The sequence below is a fragment of the Streptomyces sp. NPDC002306 genome (assembly GCF_053593435.1).
Genome location: NZ_JBSFCK010000003.1, coordinates 70,043 through 93,575, shown reverse-complemented (window position 1 = coordinate 93,575; position 23,533 = coordinate 70,043). Strand labels below are relative to the sequence as shown.

Below are 23,533 nucleotides of genomic sequence, written 5' to 3'. Positions count from 1 at the left end.
AGTGTGCCGGGTCCGCTGAGGGCCCGGCACGCCTGCTCCATGCCCTTCTTTCCTTCGTCTTTCGTGTTGTTCTCTTACTCTGAGGAAGTTGCCGAATGTTCTACCGTGGCCGCTCACTGAGCCGCCGCATGCCCAGACAGACGGTTGTCGCGACGGTGCTCGGGCTCACGCTCGCGTTGTCCGCTTCGTCTGTCCAGGCATTGGCGCTCGACGATGGCGATCGGGGCCGCATAGGCCGCCCCGGCGTCCGGGACGACGGGGATCCCGCCAAGGGGTCCGACGCGAAAGCGAAGTCCCGCCCCTCCGACCCGGCGCGCAAGGCCGCGGTCAAGGGGCTCGACAAGGCGGTGTGGCCAGGGCAGGGCGGCGCCGAGGTGAAGCTCGGGGCCACCTCGGAGGCGGGCGGCCTGCCGGTCAAGGTCACCAAGGCGAAGGCCAAGGTCAAGGTCGCGCAGTCCGCCGCCAAGGTCCGCGTCGACGTGCTCGACCCGGCCCGCGCCGCGAAGCTCGGCGCCGGCGTCCTCCTCGGTGTCGAGCGCGCCGACGGCGAGGACAAGGCCGCCAAGGTCCGGCTGACGGTCGACTACGCGAAGTTCGCCGAGGGCTTCGGCGGCTCCTACGCCTCCCGTCTCCAGCTGGTCCAGCTCCCCGCCTGCGCCACCGTCGCGATACCCGGCAGCAAGGCCTGTCCGGAGCAGCCCAAGGTGCTGCCCACGGTCAACGACGTGCAGGCGGGCACCGTATCCGCCGACGTAACCGCCGCCCCGGCCCCGGCCGAGGGCGTCTCCACCATGGCGGGCACCGCGACCTCCCTGGTGGCCGTGGCCGCCGGCCCCTCCAGCGCCCAGGGCACGTACAAGGCGACGGCCCTGTCCCCGTCCTCGAGCTGGAGCGTCGCCCCTTCCTCCGGCGGGTTCAGCTGGAGTTACCCGCTGAACTCCGTTCCGACCCCGGGCGGCCTGACGCCGACCGTGGGCCTCGGCTACTCCTCCCAGTCGGCGGACGGCCGTACCTCGGCCACCAACAACCAGGGTTCCTGGATCGGCGAGGGCTTCTCCTACGACCCGGGCTACATCGAGCGCCGCTACAAGCCGTGCTCCGACGACGGTCATGCGGGCTCGGCCGAGCAGTGCTGGGCGTTCGAGAACGCCACGGTCATGCTCGACGGCTCGTCCGGTGAGCTGGTCAAGGACGACGCGACCGGCAAGTGGCATCTGTCGTCCGACAACGGCGCGAAGGTCGAGCGGCTGACGGGCGCCACCAACGGCGACGACGGCAGCTCGGGCGACAAGGGTGAGTACTGGAAGATCACGACTTCGGAGGGCACGGAGTACTCCTTCGGCCTGAACCGGCTGCCGGGCTGGGCGACAGGGAACGAGGAGACCAACTCCACCTGGACGACTCCGGTCTTCGGTGACGACTCCGGTGAGCCCTGCTACAACGCGACGTTCACCAGCGCGTACTGCCAGCAGGCGTGGCGATGGAGCCTGGACTACGTCAAGGACACGCACGGCAACGTGATGTCCTACTTCTACGACCGTGAGACGAACTACTACGCGCTGAACGGCAAGACGGACGTCAACGGCACGGCCTACCACCGTGGCGGCTGGCTGAAGCGCATCGACTACGGCCAGCAGGACACCAAGGCCTACGCGGCGAAGGCTCCGGCCCGGATCGTGTTCAACACGGCCGAACGGTGCCTCACCACCTCCGACTTCGACTGTGCGGAGAGCAAGCGGACCAAGGCGAACGCCTCCCACTGGCCGGACGTGCCGGTCGACCAGGAGTGCAAGTCCGCCACCAAGTGCACCTCACCGGTGCCGACGTTCTTCACCACCAAGCGGCTGACGTCGGTCGTCACGCAGATGCGCAAGGACGCCACCAACTACCAGGACGTGGACGCCTGGACGTTCACGCACCTCTTCACGGACAACGGCGACGACTCCAAGACGCTGTGGCTGTCGAAGATCGACCACGAGGGCCGCGTCGGCACGACGGTGAAGCTGCCGTCGGTGGACCTCTTCGGTGAGCAGCTCGCCAACCGCGTCGACGCGATCGGCGACAACATCGCGCCCTTCTACCGCTACCGGCTGTCGATGGTGCTCAGTGACACCGGCGCGCAACTCGACGTCACCTACGCGCCGGCCGACTGTGCGAAGGCCTCACTGCCCAGGCCGGGCGAGTCGACCAAGCGCTGTTATCCCGTGAAGTGGGCCCCGCCGGGTTACATCGAGCCGATCACGGACTGGTTCCACAAGTACGTCGTCTCGGCGGTCATCGAGACCGACCGCACCGGTGGCAGTGACTCGATGGTCACCCGCTACGACTACCAGGGCGACGCGGCCTGGCGTAAGGCGAAGCCGGACGGCATCACCGACGACAAGTACCTGACCTGGGGCGGCTGGCAGGGCTACGGCAAGGTCAAGGTCACCAGCGGCTCGTCCGACAAGCAGACCACGCGCGTCGACTACACGTTCATGCAGGGCATGGACGGCGACAAGGATGCCGACGGCAACACCCGCTCGGTGCCCGTCAAGGACTCCACCGGGGCGTCCTACACGGACGACGAGGAGTTCACCGGCCACCAGTTGGAGGCGGCGACCTACGACGGAAGCAAGCTCGTCTCCAAGACCATAGACGTGCCCTGGAAGCACTACACGGCAACGCAGACGAACAGCTGGGGCACCACCCACTCCGCGATCGTCAAGCCTCAGGTCGCCCGCGGATTCAGCCTGAAGTCCGACGGGACCTGGAACGAGACGAAGTCCACCAAGACGTACGACACGGACAACGGCACCGGCCGCGTCCTGACCGTCGACGACCTCGGAGACGTCTCCACGGCCACGGACGACACCTGCACCCGCACCACGTACGCGGACAACACGGCGAAGAACATCCTGTCGCTGCCCGCGCGCAGCGAGGTCGTCTCGGTGAAGTGCGCGACGACGCCCGACCGCAAGACGCAGGTCCTGGGGGACGAGCGCACCTCGTACGACCTCGGCGCGTTCGGTGCGGCGCCCACGAAGGGTGACGCGACCAAGACCGAGCGGTTGACCTCGCACGACGGCACCACGGCGACCTACCAGGTCACCGGTTCCACGACCTACGACGGCTTCGGCCGCCCGGCGACCCAGCAGGACGCCAAGCAGTACGGGACGGCGGACCAGACCAAGACGGTCTACGCCGAGACCAACGGCCTGCTGTCGAGGACGACGGTCACCAACGCGCTGGGCCACAACACGATCACCGACTACGCCCAGGCGTGGGGTATGTCGACGGGTCAGACCGACCCCAACGGCAAGCGGACGGACCTCGCCTATGACGCGCTGGGCCGTCTGACGTCGGTGTGGCTGCCGGACCGGGCCTCGACCCAGACGCCGAGCATCAAGTACTCGTACAACGTCCGCAAGGACAAGGTCACCTCGATCAAGACGGAGAAGATCGAGAACGACGGCAGCTACGGTGCCGAGTACCAGCTCTACGACAGCATGCTGCGGGCCCGCCAGATCCAGACGGAGGGTCCGGACGGCACCCGCATGGTCGCCGACACCTGGTACGACGCGACCGGAAACCTGCGGAAGACCAACGCGACCTACAACGCTGCCGATGCCGCCTCGGACGAGCTGCTGCTGGTGAGCAACGGCCAGGTCGATGGTCAGAGTCTGCTCGAGTACGACGGTCTGGGCCGTACCACCGCGGAGATCTTCGCGGTCTCGGGCGCGGAGCAGTGGCGCAGCACGACGACCTATGACGGTGAACTGACGCATGTCAACCCGCCGGTGGGCGGTGTGCCCACGACCACGATCACGGACATCCAGGGCAATCTCTCGGAGGTCCGGCACTACCGTGGCGCCTCGCCGGGTGTGGGCGTGCCGTACGACTCGACGAAGTACACGTACAACAAGGCCGGTCTGCTGGAGACGGTCACCGACGCCAAGAACAACGTGTGGAGCTACGAGTACGACCAGCTGGGCCGCAAGACCAAGTCGACCGACCCCGACGCGGGCATCTCACGCACCGAGTACGACGAGCTGGACCGGCCGGTCGTCACGTACGACGGCCGCGACAAGAAGACCTCCACGGTCTACGACAAGCTCGGGCGTGTGCTCACGACCTGGCAGGGTGACGCCGGTACCGGCACGAAGCTGAGCGAGAACAAGTACGACAAGGCGGGGTGGCTGGGCCAGCTCTACGGCACGCTGAGCTACACCTCCGCGACGGAGTACTTCGCCACGGCCGTCCAGTCGATGGACTCGCTCTACCGCCCGTTGCAGACCGCCTACCAAGTACCGGCCTCCCAGGGTTCGCTGGCCGGAACGTACGCCTTCACCACCACGTACAACTCGGACGGAACGGTCCGGACCACCGGCATGCCCGCCACGGGCGACCTGCCGGCGGAGAGCCTGACCTACACGTACGACGCCCTTCAGCGTCCGATGACGATGACGGGCAGCGCCAACTCGTACGTCACCAACACCGTCTACTCCAGGACCAGCCAGCTGCAGCAGCTGGAACTGTCCACGGGCAGCGGCAAGAAGGTGGGGCAGGAGTTCTTCTACGAGAAGGGCACCGACCGGCTGACGCGTGCGACGGTCGGTGTCTACGGCACGATCGCTCCCGCGAAGGACTCCCGGTACTCCTACGACCAGGCGGGCAACGTCCTGTCGATCGCGGACACGGCCAACGTGACCGCACCGGACGTGCAGTGTTTCGCCTACGACAGCCGTCAGCGACTGTCGGACGCCTGGACCCCGGCGGCCACCGAGACGACCGCGGCCGGCTCCGGCACTCGCGGCTCCACCACCCCTGTGGACGGCACCGGCCCCACGGCCTGTGACCCCGCGGCCGGGTCGAGCCCGCTGGGCGGTCCGGCCCCGTACTGGAAGTCCTACGAGACCGACGCCATCGGCAACCGCGTCTCCGAGACCAACCACGACACCGCTCTGAACGCGGCGAACAACATCACCCGCAGTTACGAGTACGGCGGCGCGGGCGCCCTCGGTGACGGACCGCACCAGGTCACCAAGGTCACCGAGAAGACCCCGACCGGCGACAAGCAGTCGACCTACGAGTACGACGACGCCGGCAACACCACCAAGCGCACCATCGGCGGCAACGCACAGGCACTCCTCTGGAACGACCAGGGCAAGGTCGGCGAGGTCACGGAGGCGAGCGGCTCCAAGACCAGCTACGTGTACGACGCCTCCGGAAACCGTCTCGTGCGCAAGGACCCGACCGGTACGACGGTCTATCTCCCCGGCACGGAGCTGAAACTGTCGGCGGACGGCACCAAGAAGGAGGCCACCCGCTACTACACCTATGCGGGCCAGACCATCGCGGTCCGTACGGCGGCGAAGATCTCCTTCACCGCCTCCGACCACCACGGCACGGGCGAGCTGGCCATCAACTCCGCCACCGGCGCGGTCACCCAGCGCCGCTTCGACCCCTTCGGCGTCGACCGTGGTGACAAGATCGGTGTCTGGCCGGGGGAGAAGGGCTACGTAGGCGGCACGATCGACGCTTCGACCGGCCTGACACACCTCGGGGCGCGTGAGTACGACCCGGGGATCGGCAAATTCATGTCGGTCGACCCGATCATCGACTACACCCAGCCGCAGCAGATCAACGGCTACAACTACGCCAACAACTCGCCGGTCACGGAGTCCGACCCGAGCGGACTGACGTCGGATTCGTGCGGCCTCTTCGCGGGAATCTCCTGCAACTCCGGCTGTGGCAATCTGTGCTCGCCCGAACAGGACGGGGCCAACAAGGCGAAGGCTGCGGTCAGTGACGCCGAGAGCCAGCAGTCCTCCGCCAAGAAGCGCATCACGTCCGCGGGCAAGATACTCATCAAGATCGCCCGGGACATCCTGGGCGTGGACGCGGCTCTGGACTGTATATCCAGCGGTGACCTAGGAGCCTGTGGCGAGACCCTGCTCAACATCGCCGGCAGCTTCGCGGGCGGCCTCGCGGGCAAGATCATGGCCAAGTACGGCGCCCCGTGGAAGTGGGCCAAGGGCCTCAAGCTCGTCAAGCGTGTCGCCGGGCTGGTCAAGGACCTGATCGGCGGCGCGAAGGCCTACTTCAAGGCGGGCAAGACGCTGGGCAAGGCGAGGATGGGCCTGGCCAAGGCCACGGAGAAACTGGCGGAGGCCAGAGCGAAGGCGGCGGCGGCCCTCAAGAGGGGTAGGACTTCCTGTAAGGACCTCCACAGTTTCTTGCCCGGCACCAAAGTCCTGCTTGCCAACGGCAAGACCAGGCCGATCGAAAAGATCCGGCTCGGCGACAAGGTCAAGGTGACCGACCCGAAGCGTGGCGGGACGGCGGTCCGTGAGGTCGTCGGCACGATCGTCACCGAGGACGACAAGCACTTCGTCGACCTGACGATCAAGGGGAAGTCCGGCAAGAACGAGAACCTGGTCTCCACCACGACCCACCCGTTCTGGTCAGATTCCGAGCAGGCCTGGATCAAGGCCGGCGACCTGAAGCCGGGCATGCGCCTGCACGCGGCGAACGGCGACACGATCGAACTCACCGCCGTCCGAGCCTTCGTCGAGCGTCAGCGCACGCATGACCTGACGATCACCGGGATCCACACGTACTACGTGCACGCGGGGGAGACTCCGCTGCTGGTGCACAACTGTGGCAAGGTCCGGGACGACATAATCGAGGAGACTCAGGCGACGGCCGACAGCAATGTCGACACCGTGTGGCACAAGCGGAAGGCGAGCCTCCGTAGCAGCCATACGATCACCATGGAGGACGCGATGGAGACGGGTCGCAACTTCCTCGGTGAGGGCATGCGCGACGTTGCCAACGGTCGAGGGATCTTCCGAAGCGCCGACGATCGGCGCGGCTTCCGCGTCGATCCGAAGTCGCTGGCGGGAGAGCACTGGCCCGACGTCCCGCATGTGCACTTCGAGATCTTCGACGAGATGAGGAAACCATTGGCCAACAATCACGTCCCGCTTGCCGGACCATGAAATGGCAGGCATCGAACTGGAGCGGTATGGACGCATCCTCTCGGGTTTCTACGAGGGCTACTTCGTGAAGCTCCACGATGATTCGGATGTGACGGGCGGCTTCTACATCTACCTGGTCGACGATCTGTCCGCGCCGACGGACGGGGGTGACTACTGGGTGGCGGACAGGGCCGCGCTGGAAGAGTTCGCGGAATCCGCCCAGTGGGAGATCGACTGGCAGGCCGCATGACTACCCGGGCCCCGGTTTGACCCCTCAAGCCGGGCCCCGTAACCTTGACCGTCGGCGTGTCGACTGGCCCGCCACATCTCCGTAAACCCTCTTCCTCCCGGGTACCGGTACCTAGGTGGCCGGGAGAGGCCGTCCGTGTTCGTTCCCGGGTGGCTGGACTGCGGGGATGCCGTCCCAGAGCGAGAGAGTGAGATCCGCGTGTACGCCATCGTGCGCAGCGGTGGTCGCCAGCACAAGGTTGCTGTCGGCGACATCGTTGAGGTTGACAAGATTTCCACTGCCAAGGTTGGCGACACGGTCGAGCTCTCGACCCTGCTCGTTGTCGACGGCGACGCTGTGACCAGCGACCCGTGGGTGCTGGCCGGCATCAAGGTCCAGGCCGAGATCGTGGACCACCACAAGGGTGTGAAGATCGACATCCTTCGCTACAAGAACAAGACCGGCTACCGCCGTCGTCAGGGCCACCGCCAGCAGTACACGGCGATCAAGGTCACTGAGATCCCCGCGGCTGCGAAGTAAGGGACTGAGGAGACATGGCACACAAGAAGGGCGCATCGTCCACCCGGAACGGTCGCGACTCCAATGCCCAGCGGCTCGGCGTGAAGCGCTTCGGCGGTCAGGTCGTCAACGCGGGTGAGATCCTGGTCCGCCAGCGCGGCACCCACTTCCACCCGGGCTCGGGCGTCGGCCGTGGCGGCGACGACACGCTGTTCGCGCTCCTGCCGGGCGCGGTGGAGTTCGGTACGTTCCGCGGTCGCAAGGTCGTGAACATCGTTCCGGTCGCCTGATCGGAAGCTTTCGCGAGGCGGACCTCACTTCCCGTTCGGGAAGGCGGGTCCGCCTTTCGCGTGTTACGTAAGAGACAGACCACAAGATTTACCGAAGTGCTGGAGGCACCCCACCATGACCACCTTCGTGGACCGCGTCGAACTGCATGTCGCCGCGGGTAACGGAGGCCACGGCTGTGCCTCCGTACACCGGGAGAAGTTCAAGCCGCTCGGCGGCCCGGACGGCGGCAACGGCGGCCGCGGCGGGGATGTCATCCTCACTGTCGACCAGTCCGTGACCACCCTCCTCGACTACCACCACTCCCCGCACCGCAAGGCCACCAACGGCAAGCCCGGCGAGGGCGGCAACCGCTCCGGCAAGGACGGACAGGACCTGGTCCTGCCGGTCCCGGACGGCACGGTCGTCATGGACAAGGCGGGCAACGTGCTCGCCGACCTGGTCGGGCACGGGACGTCCTACATCGCCTCCCAGGGCGGCCGCGGCGGCCTCGGCAACGCGGCGCTCTCCTCCGCCCGCCGCAAGGCGCCCGGATTCGCGCTGCTCGGGGAGCCCGGTGACCTCGGGGACATCGTCCTGGAGCTGAAGACCGTCGCCGACGTGGCCCTGGTCGGCTACCCGAGCGCGGGCAAGTCCTCGCTGATCTCCGTGCTGAGCGCCGCCAAGCCGAAGATCGCCGACTATCCGTTCACGACCCTCGTCCCGAACCTGGGTGTCGTGACGGCCGGCTCGACCGTCTACACGATCGCCGACGTTCCCGGGCTCATCCCCGGCGCCAGCCAGGGCAAGGGGCTCGGCCTGGAGTTCCTGCGGCACGTGGAGCGGTGCAGCGTGCTCGTGCACGTGCTGGACACGGCCACCCTGGAGTCCGAGCGCGACCCGGTCTCCGACCTCGACATCATCGAGGAGGAGCTGCGGCAGTACGGTGGCCTCGACGGCCGCCCGCGCATCGTCGTCCTGAACAAGATCGACGTCCCGGACGGCAAGGACCTCGCCGACATGGTGCGCCCGGAGCTCGAAGCGCGTGGCTACCGCGTCTTCGAGGCGTCCGCGGTGGCGCACATGGGGCTCAAGGAGCTGTCGTTCGGGCTCGCCGAACTGGTGGCGCAGGCGCGTGCCGCCCGCCCGCAGGAAGAGGCCACCCGGATCGTCATCCGGCCCAAGGCCGTCGACGACGCCGGCTTCACCGTCACCCTGGAGGAGGACGGCCTCTTCCGCGTGCGGGGCGAGAAGCCCGAGCGCTGGGTGCGGCAGACCGACTTCAACAACGACGAGGCCGTGGGCTACCTCGCCGACCGCCTCAACCGCCTCGGTGTGGAGGCGATGCTGATGAAGGCGGGCGCCCGCTCCGGCGACGGCGTCGCCATCGGCCCCGAGGACAACGCGGTCGTCTTCGACTGGGAGCCGTCGGTCACCGCGGGCGCGGAGATGCTCGGCCGACGCGGTGAGGACCACCGCCTCGAGGAGCCGAGGCCCGCGGCGCAGCGCCGCCGGGACCGGGACGCGGAACGGGACGAGGCGTCCAAGGAGTTCGACGACTTCGAGCCCTTCTAGACCCTCCTGGGCCTGGGCCCGGGCCCACTGGACCCCACGCAGGCCTTTTCAGAAGTACAGGAGCCGTTCCGGAGTCTCTCCGGAACGGCTCCGGCATGAGTCGGAGAGCGCCCGCACACGGTCCGGCGCGAGTCCGCGGGAGAGTCAGGCGTGAGCCTGCGGGAGAGTCCGGCGTGAGCCCGTGCGCGAGTCGGGCGTGAGCCCGTGCGCGAGTCCGACGTGAGCCCCTGCACGCGTCCGGCCTGAGACGACAGCACGCCCCGGACTGTCCACCTACGGTCCGCAGGACCCGTCGCGGCAAGATCGTGTTCGTCTCGCCTTCGCCGCCCCGCAACGGGCCTCTTCCTGTCTGCCCACTTGTCATGCACGTGCAGTGCACTGTTCAGCGGACCGACCTGCCGTCCGTGGGAGCTTCCGAATGTCCAAGAGGCCCGCGAGTCAGGGGAGTTCGCCCGATGACCGATGTGACCGGACCGGTATCGCCCGACCGTCGCCGCCTGTTGACCGCCGGGGCCGCCGCGCTCGGCGCCGCGGCCGCCGCGCAGCTGTGGGTGCCGACCGCCGCCCGAGCCGCCCAACCCACGCTGCCCGCAGGCCTGTTCCGCCTGGGTGTCGCCTCCGGTGATCCGCTGCCCGACGGGATCGTGCTGTGGACACGACTCGCCCCCGACCCGCTGCACGGCGGCGGCATGCCCGCCCGCGCGGTCCCCGTGCAGTGGGAGATCTCGGAGGACAGCCGGTTCGCCACCGGCGTGCGCCGGGGCACCGCCCAGGCGCGGCCCGAGTACGGGCACAGCGTTCACGTGGATGTACGGGGGCTGCGCCCGGGGCGCGCGTACTGGTACCGCTTCCGCGCCGGCGGCCAGATCTCGCCCCGCGGCCGCACCCGCACCGCGCCCAACTGGACCGCCCGTGGCCTGCGGGTGGCGCTCGCCTCCTGCCAGAACTGGCAGCAGGGCTACTTCACGCCGTACGCCGACATGCGCGCGCAGGACCCGGACCTCGTCGTCTTCGTCGGCGACTACATCTACGAGTCCACGCCGGCCGCCTCGGCCGTACGGCGGCACGAGGGCACGGGGGAGCCGTACACCCTGGCGCAGTACCGCAACCGGTACGCCCAGTACCGCACCGACCCCGACCTCCAGGCGATGCACGCCGCCGCCCCCTGGGTGGTCACCTTCGACGACCACGAGGTCGACAACGACTACGCCGGCGAGGTCCCGCAGGACCCCGACAAGCAGTCGCACCACGCGTTCGCCGCCCGGCTGACCGCGGCCTACCAGGCGTACTACGAGCACATGCCGGTGCGGGCGAGCGCCGTCCCGAACGGTCCGCACATCCGGATGCACCGCCGGCTGGACTTCGGCCTGCTGGCCCGGCTCAACGTGCTGGACACCCGGCAGTTCCGCACCGACCAGGCGACCAGCCAGGAGGGCGCCCAGAGCCCCTCGCGCACCATGCTCGGCGCCGCCCAGAAGAAGTGGCTGCTCGACGGGCTGCACGGCTCCCCGGCGCGCTGGAACCTCATCGCCTCGCAGATCATGATGGCCGAGACCGACCTCCAGCTCGGCGAGGGCAAGCTCTGGTACTACGACGCCTGGGACGGCTACCAGGTCGAACGCAACGCGCTGCTCGGGGAGTTCGCGGCCGTGCGCAATCCGGTCGTGCTCAGCGGCGACCGGCATCTCACGATGATCAGCGATCTGCGGAGGGACTTCGCCGACCCGCGCTCGGCCGTCGTCGGCGCCGAGTTCGTCGGCACCTCCATCTCCAGCGGCGGCGACCAGGACCAGGCCGCGTTCCACACCTACTGGGACCCGCGCAAGGCGGACAACCCGCACTGGAAGCTGATCGACGCGCACCGCGGCTATCACCTCTTCGACATCCGCCGCGACCGCATCGACGCGCAGGTCAGGGTGGTGAACACGGTCCTGCGCAAGCAGGCGGCGCCGAGGACGCTGGCCCGGCTGCGGGTCGAGGACGGCAAGCCCGGCGTACGGCGCGTGTGAGGCTCGTCGTACTCACGGGCACTGACACAGGAGCGAGGGGCTGACGCGCGTCCTCAGAGGCGCCGCGCGGGCTGCCCGGGAGTTTTCCCGATAAGGAATTCCGCGGTAATCGGCTGCCCGCCGAACTGTATTCGAAGCGTGTTCGTAACGGCGCCGTCATGCATATGAAGAAAATGTGCGCCCCCACCTCGAGGGGCGTGAAGATGGTGACCCCGCGCCGGGCCGAAGAACCGGCCGCCGGGATCGGCGCGGAGATGGCGGAGCGTATCGGGTCGAGGAAGTCGACCGGGTCGACGGGCGTGGGCGTGGCCCGGCGATGCGGGGCCGCTGTCCGGCGTGCCGCGATCCGCCGCCGAGGGGCGCCGGCAGGGTGGTCCCGCCGAGGCGCGGATCGCGCCGCAGGTGCCCGCTCAGGCTTTGTGAAGGGCCTGAGCGGCCTGAGCGGGGCGCTCGCGGCGGTCGCCGAAGCGTCGGGACCGACGTCGGAGACCGGCGCCGCCGACCGGACGCGTACCGTGCGCCGGACCTCGTCGAAGGAGCCCGCCCGGGCGCTCGGTGGGCGTCGCCTCGGACGGCCACGGCGACGCTGAGCCGCCGATCTGGTCACTCTTGGTAATTGCGTGCTCGCTGTGGAGTTACTCACAGCAATTTAAGAGGGATCACGGAACCTTCGCCGCACCTCGCCAATCACCAGGGGTGCAAGGTGAATGACAGGTTGCGCGCACATATGCAGTGGAGGTCGGTCACCTTGCACTGCGGTTACCAAAAGTGGGACCATTTCCAAGTTCCCTGTCGCCCCAAGGTAGGTCACCTGTGTCCCAGCACATAGCCAAGCCCCGTACCACCGCAGTCATCCTGGCCGGTGGCACCGGTCAGCGGGTGGGTCTGTCGATCCCCAAGCAACTGCTGAAGATCGCCGGCAAGGCAGTCATCGAGCACACCCTGACCACCTTCGAGGACGCCGACTCCGTCGACGACGTCATCGTGCTGATGGCGCCGGGCTTCGTCGAGGACGTCGAGAAGATCGTCGCCAAGGCGGGCCTGAAGAAGGTCTCGCGGATCATCGAGGGCGGCGCGACGCGGAACGAGACCACCGAGCGGGCCATCGCCGCCCTGGGCGAGGGCCTGGCCGAGGGCGAGGACGCCAACGTCCTGTTCCACGACGCCGTACGGCCGCTGCTGTCCCAGCGCGTGATCGACGACTGCGTGGCGGCGCTGGAGCGTTACCAGGCCGTCGACGTCGCCATCCCGTCCGCGGACACCATCATCGTCACGCGCACGCACGGCGAGGACGGCGAGTTCATCACCGAGATCCCGGACCGCTCCCGGCTGCGCCGCGGCCAGACCCCGCAGGCCTTCAAGCTGTCCACCATCCGCCGGGCCTACGAGGTCGCGGCCGGGGACCCGAACTTCCAGGCCACCGACGACTGCTCCGTCGTGCTCAGGTACCTGCCGGACGTGCCGATCCACGTCGTCGCGGGTGACGAGTACAACATGAAGGTGACCCAGCCGGTCGACGTCTTCATCGCCGACAAGCTGTTCCAGCTCGGCTCCACCGCCGCGCCGGAGCAGCGGGACGAGGACGCCTACCGCGAGCTGCTCACCGGCCGGACGATCGTCATCTTCGGCGGCTCCTACGGCATCGGCAAGGACATCGCCGAACTCGCCGAGGCCTACGGCGCGCACGTGTACGCGCTGGGCCGCTCCACCACCGGCACCCACGTGGAGAACCCGGAGGAGGTCGACGACGCGCTGTCCAAGGCGTACGCCGAGACCGGGCGCATCGACCACGTCGTCAACACGGCGGGCGTGCTGCGCATCGGCAAGCTGGCCGAGACCGACAACGCCACCATCGAGGAGGCGCTGAAGGTCAACTACCTGGCGCCGGTGCAGATCGCCCGCTCCTCGTACAAGTACCTCGCCGAGACCAGGGGCCAGCTGCTGCTGTACACCTCCAGCAGCTACACCCGCGGCCGCGCCGAGTACAGCCTCTACTCCTCCACCAAGGCCGCGATGGTGAATCTCACCCAGGCCCTGTCCGACGAGTGGGCCGGCGACGGTATCCGGGTCAACTGCGTCAACCCCGAGCGCACCGCCACCCCGATGCGCACCAAGGCCTTCGGGCAGGAGCCCTCGGGCACCCTGCTCTCCTCCGAGGCGGTCGCCCGCACCTCGCTCGACGTGCTGCTGTCCGAGCTGACGGGACACGTCATCGACGTCCGTCAGCAGGACCCGACGGCGCCGGCCGGCAAGGCGTCCGGGTTCGAGCAGGCGTTGGCCAGTGTCCTGGACCGTCAGGACGGCGTGGCATAATTACCGGCAAATAGACTTCAGCCATTCAGGCCTCTGTGGTTGCCCGTTCACCCGGCATTCGCAGAGGCCTGAAGCGTAAAGCTCCTTTCTCCTTCACAAGGTGAATTTCCGGCACTTACCGGATTTCGCACTTACCGGACTTCGATTTGGCTCAGACAACCAGCACCCCTCTCAGAGCAGGTTCCTCCGTGATATCCACAGCTATTCGCGTCGCGCGGGTGGGCAGCGTGGCCGAGCTGGCCGCGGCGGCCCTCATGATGCTGGGCTTCCCCTGCCTCATGCTGGCCGCGCTCGTCCCGAGCGTTCCCGCCTTCGCGGCCGCGGCCGCCGTGACGTACCTGGCGGACCACTATCTGCACCGCAAGAACAGCTATCTCCTCAACCGCCTGAGCAAGGTGCGGGCCGGTCTGTCGATCCGCTTCCTGATCCGGCAGCTGCTCCTGGTCCTGCTGCTGGCCCGCCTGGACCTCGGGGAAGACCTGGTCTTCTACGGCGCCATCGCCTGCTTCATCGTGTTCTACGGGCTCCAGGCCCCGCACGGCGCGCTGGCCACCCTGATCCGCAACCGCCGCCGTATGCCGGTCGTCACCCGCAACGTCGACCTGGTCTCGCGCGTCCGCATCCCGGACGCCCCGCCGCGCTTCCTGCTGGACCGCTCCGCCGAGAAGATGCTCCACCTCGACATCGCGGCGGTCGTCGGTCTGCTGGTCTCCGCGGCCGACGGTTCGGCCGTGGCCGGTGCCGTCGGCATCGGGGTCACGCTGGTCCTGGGCGCGCTGTACACCGTCGTGCTGCTGCCGCACCTGCGCGGCACCCGGATCCCGCCGAAGGCCGACAAGGTGCTGGGCGCCATCAGTGCCTGGCTGCGCGAGTACCGGCCGGAGACCGTGCTGTACTTCTCCGGCTCCAAGGAGTCCGCGTACCAGCTCAACATGTGGCTGGAGACGATGGAGCACCTGGACAGCCGGCCGCTGATCATCCTGCGCGAGCGCGTCATCCTGGAGAACCTGGCCCCCTCCACGGTCCCCGTCATCTGCGTGCCCGGAGGGGTGCACCTGATGAACTTGGACCTGTCCACCGTGCGCGTCACGCTCTACGCGGCCAACGTGGGCAAGAACATCCACATGCTGCGCGTGCCCACCATGAAGCACGTCTTCATCGGCCACGGCGACAGCGACAAGCTCGCCAGCGTCAACCCGTTCAGCAAGGTGTACGACGAGGTGTGGACCGCGGGCCGCGCGGGCCGCGACCGCTACGCCATCGCCGACGTCGGCGTGCGCGACGAGGACATCGTGGAGGTCGGCCGCCCGCAGCTGGCGCCGATCGAGACCGGGCGGGGCGAGGCCGCCGACGGCCGCTGCCCGACCGTCCTGTACGCGCCGACCTGGGAGGGCTGGGACGACAACCCCGGCAACACCTCCCTCCTGCTCGCCGGTGAGAACATCGTGAGGAAGCTGATCGCGGCCGACCCGCCGGTCCGCGTCCTGTACAAGCCGCACCCCTTCACCGGCACCCGCAGCGCCCGGGCCGGCGCCGCGCACCGGCGGATCACCGCCCTCGTGGAGAAGGCGGCCGCCGAGCGCGTCGCCGATCCGCGCTTCACGGCGGACCCGGCCGCCCAGACCGCCGCCAAGGCCGAGCTGGGCCGGATCGAGGCCCGGCTCGCCGAGCTGTCCCGGTCCGGCGGCGACCGGGGCGACGAGGCGGAGGCCGCCCGCGACGGCCTGGTCGACCTCAGGAAGCACGAGGAGATCGCCCGGCTGCGCGCCGAGTGGAACGACGCCTACTGGCGTTCCTTCGGCACCGCCGAACACCGGGTGATCAAGGGCGCCGAGCCGCGCCTGTACGACTGCTTCAACGTCTCCGACGCGATGGTCTCCGACATCTCCAGCGTGGTCTCCGACTTCATCGCCAGCGGCAAGCCGTACGCGGTGACGGACTCCGCCGAGCTGGGCGTGGACGAGTTCAAGCGGCAGAACACCGCGGTGCGCGCGGCGGTGATCCTGTCCAACGACGCGGCCGAGCTGGACGAGCTGCTGGGCGCCGTACGCGATCCGGCGGCGGATCCGCTGGCCGAGGACCGGGCGGAGCTGAAGCGGTACCTGCTGGGGCCGGACGAACCGACGTCCATCGAGCAGTTCAACACCGCGGTCGCGAACCTCGCGCTGAAGGCCGAGGCCCGCAACGTCGGCCAGCGCTCGCGCGTCGCGCTCGACGAGGTGCGGCCGGCGCAGGCCGTGCCCGGCCAGCGGGTGGCGACCGCCGGCGAGGCGGACGGGGTGGCGGCGGCCGGCTGACCGGCCTACGTACGCGAGGTTCGGCCCCCGGGGGACTCCCCCGGGGGTCGAACCGTTTTTACCCGCGCTCTTACCGTCCGGTATTAACCTGATAGTCGCCCTGTATTCCTGTGACGTGCATCACGAAGACAGGAGGGTGAGGCAACCGTCCGTCGACCTCACCCGTCTATCGGGTAGCCAATTAGCTCAATAGGGGGAAGTTTTCCGTGACAAGAGGGAAATATGACCGTGGCGCAGCCTGATGTGAGCGTGATCATTGGGGCGTACGAGGCCATGCCGTATCTGGTCGAGTGCCTGGCCTCGGTCGAGGCGCAGACCCTCGATCCGGCACGCGTCGAGGTCATCGCCGTCGACGACGGTTCCGCCGACGGCACCGGGGAGTACCTGGAGGAGTTCGCCGCCCGCGCCCCCATGCCCGTCACGGTGATCCGCCAGGAGAACTCGGGCGGCCCCAGCGGCCCGCGCAACGTCGGCCTCGGCAAGGCCGCCGGACGCTACGTCTTCTTCCTCGACGCCGACGACCGGCTCGGCCCCGAGGCGCTGGAGCGCATGGTCGCCATGGCCGACGAGAACGGCACGGACGTCGTGCTCGGCAAGGTCGAGGGCGTCAACCGCAACGCGCCCAAGTCGATGTGGGGCAAGTCCCTCAAGCGCACGGACGTCTACTCCTCCAACATCAAGTTCACGCTCAGCGCGCAGAAGCTCTTCCGCCGCGCGCTGCTGGAACGGCACGGGATGCGCTTCGACGAGTCCCTGTGGACCGGCGAGGACGCGCTGTTCACGATGGAGGCGTACCTGCGCGCCGACGGCGTCTCCGTCGTCGCCGACCACACCTGCTACTACCTGGTGGGCCGCGACGACGGCAAGCACGTGACGAAGAGCGGGAGCTACACGCTCCGCTTCGACTCGGCACGGGCGCTGATGCAACTGATCGCGCGGATGGTCCCGGCCGGCTCCAAGCGTGACGTGCTCATGGTCCGCCCGTTCCAGGTCACGCTGCTGCCGCAGTTCGGCCCGGTCTTCCTCAGGGACGACGAGGAGATCCGCCGGAACAAGTTCGAGCTGGCCAAGCCGCTGATGGACGCGTACTGGAACGAGGGCGTCGCCCACCGGCTCAAGGTCCACGAGCGGCTGCGCCTGCACCTGGTCGCCGCACAGCGCCCCGACCTGCTCAAGGACGTCGTCGAGTTCGTCAAGGCCAAGCGGCAGGCCGCCGCCATCCTGGAGAAGCGGGGCACCCGGGTCTACCTGGTCTACCCCCACTTCCGCTCCAGGAAGGCCGGGATCCCCGACCGCGTCTACCTCGCCGAGCCCCGCGAGGCCGAGGCCTTCCTGGGCTGGCGCGAGGGCGTGGCCGGATCCTTCCTCCGCCGGGCCCTGCGCAAGGTCCGCCGCGTCCTGCCGTCCCGTCCCGTCCCACCGGGGGGACGCGCCGCGGCGGTCTGACCCCGGCCGTCCCCGGGACGGCTACGGCCTGGCGGCGCGGCCGGCGGCCCGCCGACCCGGTACGCCGTACGACACCGGGCAGGCGGCCCGCCGGCCCGGTACGCCCGTACGACACCGGGCCCGGCCTTCTGGGGAGGCCGGGCCTGGTCGGTCCGCACGGGAGCGCGCCCGGTCGGTCGCCGCGGGGCGGCTCGACCGGACGTGGCGCGAGCCGGCCCGGTCGGTGCCGGGGGAGCCTGGCTCGGTCGGTGTCGAGGAGCCGGGCTCGGTCGGCGTCAGGTGAGCCGGGCCCGGTCGGTTCGCGCGGGCCGGGTTCCCGGGGGTGTCACTGCCGCCCGGATTGCAGGGCCCGCCGGAGCGGTCCGCCCACGGCGCGCCGGGCCCGGCGGTAGACGGAGGAGCCGGACGAGGCCGCGGCCGGCTTCCCCGCTGCCTTGGCGCGCGCCAGGTCCCGCTTCAACTGGGCGTTGTCCGAGGCCAGTTCGGTCATACGGTGCTGGAGCCAGCCGAACCGTGAGGTGAGCGAGACGAGGTCCGCGTCGTTCCACGGGCGCACGCCCGCCGGGAAGTCCAGTGACCGCATCCGCGCCTCGAAGGCCGCGCCGCCGTCGCCGTGCGTGAAGGTGTTCTCCAGCCCGTTGCGGTCCAGGAAGCCGGTGAAGCGCTCGAAGCGCTCCTGGTGGCCGCCGGTCAGCTCGCCGAAGTCGGCCTCCTCGTACAGCCGCGCGGGGTCCACGTCGTGCGGGAGCCCGTCCAGCAGCCGATGCGGGATGCCGAAGTAGCGGCACAGCTCCAGCGTCCGCGAGTCCCCGCACAGCACGGTCGCGGGCGTGCCCGCGAGCAGCGCCGCGATGTTGCCGTGGATCCGGGAGCCGAAGGAGAAGTCGAACTCCCGCAGGTCGTCGATCCACGTCACCGGGTCGACGTAGACGCGGACCTTGTCCTCCTGGTACATCGGATGATCGGGGTGGGTCGGGATCGTCGTCACCCGGGCGTTCGGGTGCGTCAGGTCCCGCCAGTGCAACTGCCGCGCGTCGCTGGTGTTCTGGCCGATGAAGCGCAGTCGCGGGTAGCGGGCGTGGGCGTGGTCGATGACCCGGTCCAGGCCCTGCGACCGCACCGCGCTGTGCGAGCCGTTGACCGCGATCCGGGAGTCCGCCGTCAGCGCCTTCGCCCGCTTGTGCACGGCGAGTTCCTTGCCGTACATGAACAGCGACGGGCAGCCGATGACCTCGACGTCCCGGAATCCCAGGCCCTTCAGGTACGTCTCGGTGAACTCGCCCCGCACCCCGAGGGAGGCGCTGCGCTCCAGCACGGCCGAGCAGAAGTCGCGCACCGCGGGCTCGATGGCCTTCAGCCGCGCCGGGTCGTAGGTCACCCCGGTCTGCGCGCCGACCCCGAGCACCACCACCGGGATCCGGAGCCTGCCGATGAGCCGGGTCAGCCGTTGCAGACCGGACTCGAAGGACGGCCGGAAGGCGTTGGCGAGCGGCACGACGAAGGCGTCGTACTCCTCGTTGATCCGTCCGGCCGCGGCGACGTCTGCCCGCATCCCGTGGGAGACCACCTCGGTACCCGGGGTCTCCAGGATCTTGTGGGCGGCGTCGCTGAAGATCAGGTTGCCGGAGTTGGTGGCGATGACGTCGCGGTGGAGGGCTTCCTCCAGCGGGACGACGTCGTACGGGCTCTTCCCTGACCTCAGGAGAATACGTTTCACGGCGTGAACTTTAGGTGGCACGGAGTTCACATTAAATTTGGGTTGTCTTTAATTTCCATGAGCAACTCATACAACCTTTTTGCCATACGCGAAGCGTGAGCGAACGGCTACGGTCCGCCTGTCCGGGGGCTGGACCGATGCGCGCGGCCCGACCCGCTTCGCGTAGATTGCCGGGCGGGACGCCGGACCTACGCGAGGGGACGTCAAGCAAGGTGGCAGGGGCAAGGCAGGCCGTGAGCGAGGCCCGCAGGATCGTCGTCAAGGTGGGTTCCTCGTCGCTGACCACCGCCTCGGGCGGACTGGACGCCGACCGGGTCGACGCGCTCGTCGACGTCCTCGCCAAGAGCCGCAGCGGGGGAGAGCGCGAGGTCGTCCTCGTCTCCTCCGGCGCCATCGCCGCCGGTCTCGCCCCGCTGGGACTGCGCCGCCGCCCCCGGGACCTGGCCCGCCAGCAGGCCGCCGCCAGCGTCGGCCAGGGCCTGCTCGTGGCCCGCTACACCGCCTCCTTCGCCCGCTACGGCGTCCGCGTCGGTCAGGTGCTGCTCACCTCCGACGACATGAGCCGCCGCGCCCACCACCGCAACGCCTCCCGCACCCTCGACAAGCTCCTCGCCATGGGCGCCTTCCCGGTCGTCAACGAGAACGACACCGTCGCCACCGACGAGATCCGCTTCGGCGACAACGACCGCCTCGCCGCCCTCGTCGCCCACCTCGTCCACGCCGACCTGCTGGTGCTGCTCTCCGACATCGACGGCGTGTACGACGGCGACCCCAGCAGGCCCGGCACCTCCCGGATAGCGGAGGTGCGCGAACCGGCCGACCTCGCGGGCGTCGAGATCGGCAGCGCGGGCAAGGCGGGCGTGGGCACCGGCGGCATGGTCACCAAGGTCGAGGCGGCCCGGATCGCGGCCGCGGCCGGCATCCCCGTGGTGCTCACCAGTACCGTCCACGCCGCCGAGGCTCTTTCCGGCGGTGACACCGGCACCTACTTCCACCCCGCGGGCAAGCGCTCGGCCGACCGGCTGCTGTGGCTCCAGCACGCGTCCACCCCGCGGGGCTCGCTGACCCTGGACGACGGCGCGGTGCGCGCGGTCGTCGAGCGCCGCACCTCGCTGCTGCCGGCCGGTATCGCCGCCGTCGAAGGCGAGTTCACCGCGGGGGACCCGGTCGAGCTGCGGGACGCCACCGGGCGGCCGGTGGCCCGCGGACTGGTCAACTTCGACGCCAGGGAGATCCCCCTGCTGATCGGCCGCTCGACCCACGAGCTGGCGCGCGAGCTGGGCCCCGAGTACGAGCGCGAGGTCGTACACAGGGACGACCTGGTGATCCTGCACCCGTAAACCGGGTCGAACGGCCGCTCCCGGTGGGGGACGTTCCGTAAAACCGCCACGCGAAGCCCTCCGGCCTGCTCAACTTTGACTCAGGGACACAATCCGCAGGAGCACTGCGCAGGCGTGAAGGAGGCCGTGGTGAGACGAGTGCGCCCTGGGGCGACGGCGTCCCGTGGTGGCGCCGACGGCGCGCGTGGCACCCGCGGCGCCTCCTCCCGCGCACCCGGCGAGGAGCGCGCTCTGACCAGCGTCGCGGCCGGCGACCGCTATGAGGGCGAGCAGCCCGTCGACCCGCCCCGCCTCTGGCACATCACCCTGAGTCTCTCCGGCGCCGAGGCCCCGATCAAGGAGGTTCGCCGGGCCCTCGAACAGCTGGCCCACGACCACCCCTTTCTGCTGACCAGCCGGTACGCGCAGGACCACGCGGAGATCCGCTACTGGGAAGAGGCCCGCGACCTGCACGACGCCGCCGCCGTCGCCCTGCGGCTGTGGGGCGAGCACCGCCAGACGGCGGGCCTGCCGCCCTGGGAGATCGTCGGCCTCGAGGTCATCGACCGCGAGACCTACCACCAGCGCGTCGCCGAGGGCTACGGCCCGCTCCCGGCGACCCCGGTCGGCGTCCACCCGTTCTAGCCGCCCTCCGGAGCCTTCGGCCCTGGGGCGCCGGCGTCCGCTCGTTCTCCGGCGCGCTGGGGTCCTTCGGCCGGCGTCCGCCCGTCCTTCGGCGCGCTGGGGTCCCTCGGTCGGCGTCCGCCCGTCATCGGCGCCCTCGGGACCCTTCGGGGCGATGTCTCGGGGTGTGGGATGACCGCTGGACTGCCCCGTCCCGCGCACTACCCTTCCCTCATGACCACGCTCTCCCCGTACGACTCCATGTCACCGGTCGCCCAGGCCGCCTACCGGGCCAAGGCCGCCGCCGCCGATCTCGCGCCGCTGCCGCGGGCCGTGAAGGACGACGCGCTGCTCGCCGTCGCGGACGCGCTGGAAGTCCGTACGAGCGAGATCGTCGAGGCCAACGCCAAGGACGTCGCCAAGGCCCGCGAGGCCGGCACCAGCGAGGCGATCATCGACCGGCTCACGCTCACCCCGGAACGGGTGCGCGCCATCGCCTCCGACGTGCGGGACGTCGTGGCCCTGCCCGACCCGGTCGGCGAGGTCGTCCGCGGCTCCACCCTCCCCAACGGCATCGACCTGCGCCAGGTCCGGGTCCCGCTCGGAGTCGTCGGGATCATCTACGAGGCCCGCCCCAACGTCACCGTGGACGCCGCCGCCCTCTGCCTGAAGTCCGGCAACGCGGTACTGCTGCGCGGCTCGGCCTCCGCCTACGAGTCGAACGCGGCCCTCGTGCGGGTCATCAGGGACGCCGTGGGCGGCGCCGGGCTGCCCGCCGACGCCGTACAGCTCGTGCCCGGCGAGAACCGCGAGAGCGTCCGCGAGCTGATGCGCGCCCGCGGCCTGGTCGACGTCCTCATCCCGCGTGGCGGCGCCGCCCTGATCCGGACCGTCGTCGCCGAGTCCACGGTCCCGGTCATCGAGACCGGCACCGGCAACTGCCACGTCTACGTCGACGCCCACGCCGACCTGGACATGGCGATCGACATCCTGATCAACTCCAAGGCGCAGCGGGTCAGCGTCTGCAACGCCGCCGAGACCCTCCTGGTCCACCAGGACATCGCCGCCGCGTTCCTGCCCCGCGCGCTGGACGCCCTCGCCGAGGCCGGCGTCACCGTCCACGGCGACGAACGGGTGCTGGCCCACGCCAAGGACTCCAAGGCGACCGTCGTGGAGGCCACACCGGAGGACTGGGAGACCGAGTACCTCTCCTACGACATCGCCGCCGCCGTCGTCGACTCCCTCGACCGGGCCGTCGAGCACATCCGGCTGTGGACCTCCGGGCACACCGAGGCCATCGTCACCACCTCACAGCCGGCCGCCCGCCGATTCACCCAGTTGGTCGACTCCACGACCGTCGCCGTCAACGCCTCCACGCGCTTCACGGACGGCGGCGAGTTCGGCTTCGGCGCGGAGATCGGCATCTCCACGCAGAAGCTGCACGCGCGCGGCCCGATGGGCCTGCCGGAGCTCACCAGCACGAAGTACATCGTCACCGGCGACGGGCACGTCCGGCGCTGAGCGAGGGACGCGTGGCGGGGCATATGCGCCCGCCATGTGCGCCTGGCCTACCTCTGGGCCGGACACCGGACGTTCCGGCCGACAGACGAATTTCCATACCGTCTGCCCAAATTGACCCCCCAGGTCTACTCTGGATCCGTGCCGGAGGACGTGGGGGGTTCGCCGTTCCCTGACGGCTGGGAGCCCGACGACGACCACGACCGCGGGGTGTCGGACGAAGAGTTCGCCTCCGTGGTCTTCGACGAGGCCTTCGTACGGGCGGCCGTGGTGCACGAGCCGACCGCCGTCGAACGCCTCCTGGCCGCCGCACAGGCGAGGGCGGAGGCCTCGGAGGCCGAGGCCCGCCGCGCCCACGCCCGCGGCGAGCGCTACGACGACGGGTACGGCCCCGACGGACCCGTCGATCTCGGCCATGATCCGGACCTCGACGATCTGGCCGACCCCGACGACCCCGATGCCCTCGACCGCCGCCACGGCGCCGTCTGGGGCCACGGCAAGCAGATCCGCTGGCACCGTCCCGTCGCCTGGATGCTGGCCCTGGTGATGGGGATCGGCATGGTCGCGCTGGCCTTCACCGCGGTCTACCGCGGCGCCTCCTCCAGCAACCGCGACCGGGTCCCGCCGCCCGCCTCGACCGGCCTGGAACAGGGCAGCGCGGCCGCGCCCTCCGCTTCCGCCGACTACTCCCAGCCAGCGGTCTCGGTGATCCCGCGCACTCCCTGACACCGCCGGCGG

The 23,533-nt window shown here is 69.7% G+C and carries 14 protein-coding genes; 13 read left to right on the top strand and 1 reads right to left on the bottom strand.

Features of this window, described 5'->3' with window-relative positions; translation table 11 throughout:
- Positions 1 to 128: 128 nt before the first annotated feature.
- From ACWCQK_RS08090 to ACWCQK_RS08050, 9 genes are all read left to right on the top strand, one after another.
- On the top strand, positions 129 to 6,983 hold the full coding sequence (locus ACWCQK_RS08090) for a polymorphic toxin-type HINT domain-containing protein (protein ID WP_451153126.1): 6,855 nt from the start codon (positions 129 to 131) through the stop codon (positions 6,981 to 6,983).
- A gap of 1 nt (position 6,984) precedes the next feature.
- Entirely contained in the window at positions 6,985 to 7,212 is a 228-nt protein-coding gene (locus ACWCQK_RS08085; RefSeq protein ID WP_451153124.1) for a hypothetical protein, read from the top strand.
- A gap of 198 nt (positions 7,213 to 7,410) precedes the next feature.
- Positions 7,411 to 7,731: a 50S ribosomal protein L21 gene (gene rplU, locus ACWCQK_RS08080; RefSeq protein ID WP_006374708.1), complete on the top strand. Its 321-nt coding sequence runs from the start codon at positions 7,411 to 7,413 to the stop codon at positions 7,729 to 7,731.
- Positions 7,732 to 7,745: 14 nt separating this feature from the next.
- Complete coding sequence (gene rpmA, locus ACWCQK_RS08075) at positions 7,746 to 8,000, top strand: 50S ribosomal protein L27 (RefSeq protein ID WP_073793698.1); 255 nt, start codon at positions 7,746 to 7,748, stop codon at positions 7,998 to 8,000.
- A 115-nt stretch (positions 8,001 to 8,115) separates the two neighbouring features.
- The gene (gene obgE, locus ACWCQK_RS08070) at positions 8,116 to 9,552 is read left to right on the top strand and encodes a GTPase ObgE (RefSeq protein WP_451153122.1); all 1,437 of its coding nucleotides are present in this window, start codon (positions 8,116 to 8,118) and stop codon (positions 9,550 to 9,552) included.
- Positions 9,553 to 10,007: 455 nt separating this feature from the next.
- Positions 10,008 to 11,561 (top strand): alkaline phosphatase D family protein, encoded by a 1,554-nt coding sequence (locus tag ACWCQK_RS08065; protein WP_451153120.1) that lies wholly within the window; start codon positions 10,008 to 10,010, stop codon positions 11,559 to 11,561.
- 813 nt (positions 11,562 to 12,374) lie between these two features.
- Positions 12,375 to 13,874, top strand: coding sequence for a D-ribitol-5-phosphate cytidylyltransferase (locus ACWCQK_RS08060; protein WP_451153118.1), 1,500 nt, complete (start codon positions 12,375 to 12,377; stop codon positions 13,872 to 13,874).
- Positions 13,875 to 14,062: 188 nt separating this feature from the next.
- Complete coding sequence (locus ACWCQK_RS08055) at positions 14,063 to 16,171, top strand: hypothetical protein (protein ID WP_451153116.1); 2,109 nt, start codon at positions 14,063 to 14,065, stop codon at positions 16,169 to 16,171.
- Positions 16,172 to 16,393: 222 nt separating this feature from the next.
- Positions 16,394 to 17,617, top strand: a complete 1,224-nt coding sequence (locus ACWCQK_RS08050; RefSeq protein WP_451153114.1) for a glycosyltransferase family 2 protein — start codon at positions 16,394 to 16,396, stop codon at positions 17,615 to 17,617.
- 325 nt (positions 17,618 to 17,942) lie between these two features.
- On the opposite strand, the gene ACWCQK_RS08045 is transcribed toward ACWCQK_RS08050, so the two are convergent.
- Positions 17,943 to 19,334, bottom strand: coding sequence for a polysaccharide pyruvyl transferase family protein (locus ACWCQK_RS08045; protein ID WP_451153112.1), 1,392 nt, complete (start codon positions 19,332 to 19,334; stop codon positions 17,943 to 17,945).
- A 233-nt stretch (positions 19,335 to 19,567) separates the two neighbouring features.
- Here ACWCQK_RS08045 and proB point away from each other — a divergent pair, with 233 nt between their 5' ends.
- The 4 genes from proB (at position 19,568) to ACWCQK_RS08025 (ending at position 23,521) form a co-directional block, all read left to right on the top strand.
- Positions 19,568 to 20,674, top strand: a complete 1,107-nt coding sequence (gene proB / locus ACWCQK_RS08040) for a glutamate 5-kinase (RefSeq protein ID WP_451153110.1) — start codon at positions 19,568 to 19,570, stop codon at positions 20,672 to 20,674.
- A 138-nt stretch (positions 20,675 to 20,812) separates the two neighbouring features.
- Entirely contained in the window at positions 20,813 to 21,298 is a 486-nt protein-coding gene (locus tag ACWCQK_RS08035) for a hypothetical protein (RefSeq protein ID WP_451153905.1), read from the top strand.
- A 213-nt stretch (positions 21,299 to 21,511) separates the two neighbouring features.
- Complete coding sequence (locus ACWCQK_RS08030; protein ID WP_451153108.1) at positions 21,512 to 22,798, top strand: glutamate-5-semialdehyde dehydrogenase; 1,287 nt, start codon at positions 21,512 to 21,514, stop codon at positions 22,796 to 22,798.
- A 138-nt stretch (positions 22,799 to 22,936) separates the two neighbouring features.
- Entirely contained in the window at positions 22,937 to 23,521 is a 585-nt protein-coding gene (locus tag ACWCQK_RS08025; RefSeq protein ID WP_451153106.1) for an SCO2584 family spore wall biosynthesis protein, read from the top strand.
- Positions 23,522 to 23,533: the final 12 nt, after the last annotated feature.